Origin of the sequence: Mycobacterium sp. 1165178.9, assembly GCF_001673555.1 — a bacterium.
GTDB lineage: Bacteria > Actinomycetota > Actinomycetes > Mycobacteriales > Mycobacteriaceae > Mycobacterium.
Window position 1 is genome coordinate 1 of sequence record NZ_LZMB01000177.1, and the last position, 4,999, is coordinate 4,999.

At 70.2% G+C, this 4,999-nt stretch carries 6 protein-coding genes; 5 read left to right on the forward strand and 1 reads right to left on the reverse strand.

The window, feature by feature from the left end:
* Positions 1-259: hypothetical protein (locus A5652_RS08670; RefSeq protein ID WP_156745226.1), on the forward strand; the 259-nt coding region annotated here is incomplete at its 5' end.
* A gap of 12 nt (positions 260-271) precedes the next feature.
* On the opposite strand, the gene A5652_RS08675 is transcribed toward A5652_RS08670, so the two are convergent.
* Positions 272-601: a PE-PGRS family protein gene (locus A5652_RS08675; RefSeq protein ID WP_067349264.1), complete on the reverse strand. Its 330-nt coding sequence runs from the start codon at positions 599-601 to the stop codon at positions 272-274.
* A gap of 134 nt (positions 602-735) precedes the next feature.
* Here A5652_RS08675 and A5652_RS08680 point away from each other — a divergent pair, with 134 nt between their 5' ends.
* The 4 genes from A5652_RS08680 to A5652_RS08695 all read left to right on the forward strand — a co-directional run.
* On the forward strand, positions 736-1,518 hold the full coding sequence (locus A5652_RS08680) for an SDR family oxidoreductase (RefSeq protein WP_067349267.1): 783 nt from the start codon (positions 736-738) through the stop codon (positions 1,516-1,518).
* Complete coding sequence (locus A5652_RS08685; protein ID WP_067349270.1) at positions 1,515-2,705, forward strand: acyl-CoA dehydrogenase family protein; 1,191 nt, start codon at positions 1,515-1,517, stop codon at positions 2,703-2,705. The genes A5652_RS08680 and A5652_RS08685 overlap by 4 nt, the downstream gene beginning before the upstream one ends.
* On the forward strand, positions 2,702-3,805 hold the full coding sequence (locus A5652_RS08690; RefSeq protein ID WP_067349273.1) for an acyl-CoA dehydrogenase family protein: 1,104 nt from the start codon (positions 2,702-2,704) through the stop codon (positions 3,803-3,805). Before A5652_RS08685 ends, A5652_RS08690 begins: the two co-directional genes overlap by 4 nt.
* Before the next feature lie 83 nt (positions 3,806-3,888).
* Positions 3,889-4,999 (forward strand): glycosyltransferase (locus A5652_RS08695; RefSeq protein WP_067349277.1); only part of this gene is annotated, 1,111 nt, incomplete at its 3' end.

Genomic DNA, 4,999 nt, shown 5'->3' on the forward strand with positions numbered 1-4,999 from the left:
CCGCGCGCCGCACTTCACCGTCGCCTGGCCGACCGGAGAGATCGGCGGCATGGGCCTGGAAGGCGCCGTGCGCCTTGGGTTCAGCAAGGAGCTGGCCGCCGTAGACGATCCCGACGAGCGGCAAAGCCTGTTCGATCGCCTGGTGGCCGCGGCCTACGAGCACGGGAAGGCGCTGCGGGCGGCGACCACGTTCGAGCTGGACGACGTCATAGACCCAGCAGCCTCCCGAACCTGGGTCGCCAGGCTCTCGGGAGGCTGAAGGGTTCAGCGACTACGCGTGGCCGGAGCCGCAGCCGACGCCGGGCAGGCAGCCTTGCCCGCCTGGAATGCCGCCGGGGCCCGCGTTCTGCCCGCCGGAGCCGCAGCCGACGCCCGGGACGCAACCCTGGCCACCCGGACCCCCACCGGGGCCGTTGAACTGGCCGCCCGAGCCGCAGTTTCCGTTGGCGTCGCAGCCGCCGCCGCCCGGGTCGTCCTTGAAGGTCACGTGCGTGGGCGCGGGGGAGTTGGCGGCTGGTCCGGTGACGTAGACGTCAGCAGCGGCCGCGGGCGCGGCGGCGATCGCCGCGGCCACGGCACCGGCAACAACCAGCGGTTTCATGAGTGTCAATTTCGGTAACATGCGCGTGGCATACCACCTCAGCACATGTCTAAAACATCGTGAATAAAATTCGGCAGCAAACCAAATCTGCGCTGCCGCTCGGCGGCTCTCACCGCGACGGAAGGCCTGACACAATGACCTCGCAAGATTTGACCGGCCGCACCGCGATCATCACCGGCGCGTCGCGCGGAATCGGCCTTTCGATAGCCCAGCAGCTGGCGGCCGCGGGGGCCAATGTGGTGCTCACCGCGCGCAAGCAGGAGGCCGCCGACGAGGCCGCCGCCCAGGTGGGTCAGCAGGCCCTCGGGGTGGGTGCTCACGCGGTCGACGAGGACGCGGCGCGGCGCTGCGTCGAGCTCACGCTGGAGCGCTTCGGCAGCGTCGACATCCTGATCAACAACGCCGGAACCAACCCGGCCTATGGTCCGCTGATCGACCAGGACCACGCCCGTTTCACCAAGATCTTCGACGTCAACCTGTGGGCTCCGCTGCTGTGGACCTCACTCGTCGTCAAGTCGTGGATGGGCGAGCACGGCGGGGCGATCGTCAACACCGCCTCCATCGGCGGCATGCATCAATCCCCGGCGATGGGCATGTACAACGCCACCAAGGCCGCGCTGATCCACGTGACCAAGCAACTCGCGCTGGAACTCTCGCCCCGCGTCAGGGTCAATGCGATCTGCCCGGGTGTCGTGCGCACCCGCCTGGCCGAGGCGCTGTGGAAGGACCACGAGGACCCGCTGGCGTCGTCGATCGCGCTCGGACGCATCGGGGAGCCGGTCGACGTGGCAGCGGCCGTCGCCTTCCTGGTTTCGGACGCGGCGAGCTGGATCACCGGCGAGGCAATGGTGATCGACGGCGGCCTACTGCTCGGCGCCGCACAGGGATTCCAGTCCGCACCGGGCGGCGGGCAATGACCGCCGTCGATGCGGCGGATCTGGACGCGCGGGTTCAGGCGTTGCTCGACGAGCACGATCCGGCCACCAGCGACCCGCGGGATTTCCTTGGCGCGCAATACGATGCGGGCCTGGCCTGGGTGCACCTACCGCGCGGTTTCGGCGGCCTGGATCTGCCGCGCACCGCTCAGGAGCGAGTCGATGCGCGGCTGGCCGCCGCGGGTGCGCCGGCGGGCGGCACCCGCAAGAATTACATCGGCATGGGCATGGCGGCGCCGACGATTGCGGCGTTCGGCACCGACGAGCAGAAGCGAAAGTTCCTGCGCCCGTTGTTCACCGGTGAGCAGATCTACTGCCAGCTGTTCAGCGAGCCGGGCGCCGGATCGGACCTGGCCGGGGTGGCCACCCGTGCGGTGCGCGACGGTGACGACTGGATCGTCAACGGGCAGAAGGTCTGGACGTCGCAGGCGCAGCACGCGCAGATGGCCATCCTGGTCGCCCGGACCGATCCGTCGGTGCCCAAACACCATGGCCTGACCTACTTTCTCTGCGACATGACGCAACCGGGAGTCGAGATCCGGCCGTTACGCCAGATCACCGGCGAGGCGGAATTCAACGAGGTGTTCCTCACCGACGTCCGGGTGCCCGATGCGAATCGGCTCGGCCCGGAGGGCGGTGGCTGGCGGGTCGCCACTACCACCCTCAACAACGAACGCGTCGCCATCGGGTCGCGCGCTGGAGTTCCCCGGGAAGGTGGCCATATCGGCAAGGTCGCGACGGCCTGGCGCGACGAGCCGGCGCTGCGCAACCCCGCAATGCACGACCAGCTGATGCGGTTGTGGGTTGAGGCGGAGGTCCTCCGGCTGGCCGGTGAACGGTTGCGGCAACAGGCGGCCACCGGTCAGCCCGGGCCGGAAGGCGCCGGAATGAAGGTGGCGTTCGCCAATCTGGCACAAGCGATTTCGGGCTTCGAGATCGAGCTGCACGGCGAAGCGGCGCTGCTCTACGATGACTGGACCATGCGCAGGCCCGAAACGGTCGACCTGGTCGGTCGCGGGCCCGGCTACCGCTACCTGCGGGCGCGCGGAAATTCGATCGAAGGTGGTACGTCAGAAATCCTGCGCAACACCATTTCCGAGCGGGTCCTCGGCCTGCCGGGGGAACATCGTGTCGACAAAGAGGCCGCGTGGAAGGACCTCCCCCGATGAGCGCGCACACCGCCGACCTGCTGTACTCCGACACCGAAGAGGCATTGCGGGCCGGCGTGCGTCAGCTGTTCGCCGAGCGGTGCCCGCCCGAATCGGTGACGCGCCTTTACGACTCGCAATCGGAAGACTTTTCGGGCGTGTGGCACACCCTGGCCACCGAACTGGGGGTGGCCGGCCTGCTGGTTCCGGAATCGCTGGGCGGCGCCGGCGCGAGCGTCCGCGAGGCCGCCGTGGTCATGGAGGAGATCGGCCGGGCCGTTGCGCCGGTGCCGTTTTTGTCCAGCGCGGTCCTCGCCACGATCGCGCTGCTGAGGGCCGGTGACACTGCCATGGTGCCCGCCCTGGCCCAGGGTGAGCTGACGGCGGCATTGGTGGTCCCGCTCTCGAGCGCACCGGGCGACCCGATCACTGCGGTCAGCGCCGGCGCCGACGGACTGAGCGGAGCGGTCAGCAGCGTGGCCGGTGCCGACGCGGCCGATGTGCTGGTGGTGCCGGTCGCCGGGCGCGACGGGCTCGAGCTACACACCGTGGCCGGCGACGCCGCGGGCCTACAGATTTCCCCGCTGCTCGCGCTGGATATGACCAGACCCCTTGCCGCCGTGTCGTTTTCGGGATCTCCGTCGTCCCGGGTCGGGGCGGGCGACGAGCCAGTCGCCGACGCTATCCGGACCGGGGCCGCCCTGCTGGCGTCCGAGCAACTCGGGGTCGCCCAATGGTGCTTCGACACCACGCTGGAGTACGTCAGGCAACGCAGGCAGTTCGGCCGCACGATCGGCTCCTATCAGGCGATCAAGCACCGGTTGGCGGACCTGTGGTTCGAGGTCGGCGCGGGGACCGCCGCGGCGCGCTATGCGGCCGACACCGGCGCCCGGGGCGCGGAAGATTCCGATGCCGCGGCGGCGATCGCCCAAGCCTACTGCGGCGAGGTCGCCGTGCATGCCGCCGAAGAGTGCGTGCAGCTGCACGGCGGCATCGGTATGACGTGGGAATATCCGGCGCACCTGTACCTCAAGCGGGCCAAGAGCGACCAGTTGGCATTCGGCACCGCATACCGTCACCGCGCGCGACTGGCCGAACTGGTGGACCTGCCGGCGTTCTGAAGTTCGCGGCGCCCGCGGCCGCGCGCATCTGGGCCCTCGCCGAGGATAGAGTTTGCCCACCACACCTCTTGGGAGCTGGGCGAATGCGAGTGTTGCTGTCGGCTTACGACACGCGCGGGGGTGTCGAGCCGCTCGCCGCGCTTGCGGTGCAGTTGCGGGCGCTCGGCGTTGATGCGCGGGTGAGCGCGCCGCCGGACGCCGAATTCGTCGAGCTGCTGGCCCGTGCCGGCGTGCCGCTGCTGCCCTTCGGTGAATCCCTGCGGGCGATGAAGACGGGGGCGATCCCGTCGGAGGAGGAGCTGCGCCGGCAATTGGACGGGTTGATCGCCGCGCAATTCGACACCGTGGCCGCCGCGGCCGAAGGCTGTGACGCGTTGGTGGTCGCCGGTTTCCCGCCGGCCGCGGCCGCCGCCCGGTCGGCGACGGAAAGCCTGGGACTCGATTACGTCTACGTCAGTTACCAGCCCACCATCCTGCCGTCGCCGCACCACCCGCCGCCGGCGTACGCGAACGGACCGATCCCTTTCGGCATGGTCGACAACCGGACCCTGTGGCAATTGGATGGCCGGCACATGCAGGAACTGTTCGGCGCCACGCTCAATGGTCACCGGGCGGCGATCGGCCTGCCGCCGCTGGACAACCTGCGCGACTATGCGCTGACCGACTGCCCGTGGCTGGCGACGGATCCGATCCTGGATCCGTGGCGGCCCGCCGAGCTCGACGTCGTCCAAACCGGCGCGTGGCTGCTGCGCGACGAACGCCCGCTACCCGCGGACTTGCTGTCATTCCTCGACGCGGGCCCGCCGCCGGTGTACGTGGGGTTCGGCAGCATGCCGATGCGGGCCGCGCGGGACGTCGCGTGGACGGCCATCGAGGCGGCGCGCGCGCTGGGTCATCGCGCCGTGGTGTCCCGCGGCTGGGCCGACCTGGTCCCGATCGACGACCGGGACGACTGCTTCGCCGTCGGCGAGGTCAACCAGCAAGCACTGTTCGGGCGCGTCGCCGCCGTCGTGCACCACGGCGGGGCGGGCACCACGACGACGGCCGCGCGGGCGGGTGCCCCGCAGGTGGTGGTGCCCCAAGGGGCCGATCAGCCCTACTGGGCGACCCGGGTGCGCGACCTGGGCCTCGGCTCCGCCCATGACGGGCCCGCTCCGACCACCCAGTCGCTGTCGACCGCGCTCAAGCGCGGCC

Coding starts and splice junctions, on each gene's coding strand:
- A5652_RS08685 (WP_067349270.1), top strand. CDS start 1,515: ATGACCGCCGTCGATGCGGCGGATCTGGACGCGCGGGTTCAGGCGTTG.
- A5652_RS08675 (WP_067349264.1), bottom strand. CDS start 601: ATGAAACCGCTGGTTGTTGCCGGTGCCGTGGCCGCGGCGATCGCCGCC.
- A5652_RS08680 (WP_067349267.1), top strand. CDS start 736: ATGACCTCGCAAGATTTGACCGGCCGCACCGCGATCATCACCGGCGCG.
- A5652_RS08690 (WP_067349273.1), top strand. CDS start 2,702: ATGAGCGCGCACACCGCCGACCTGCTGTACTCCGACACCGAAGAGGCA.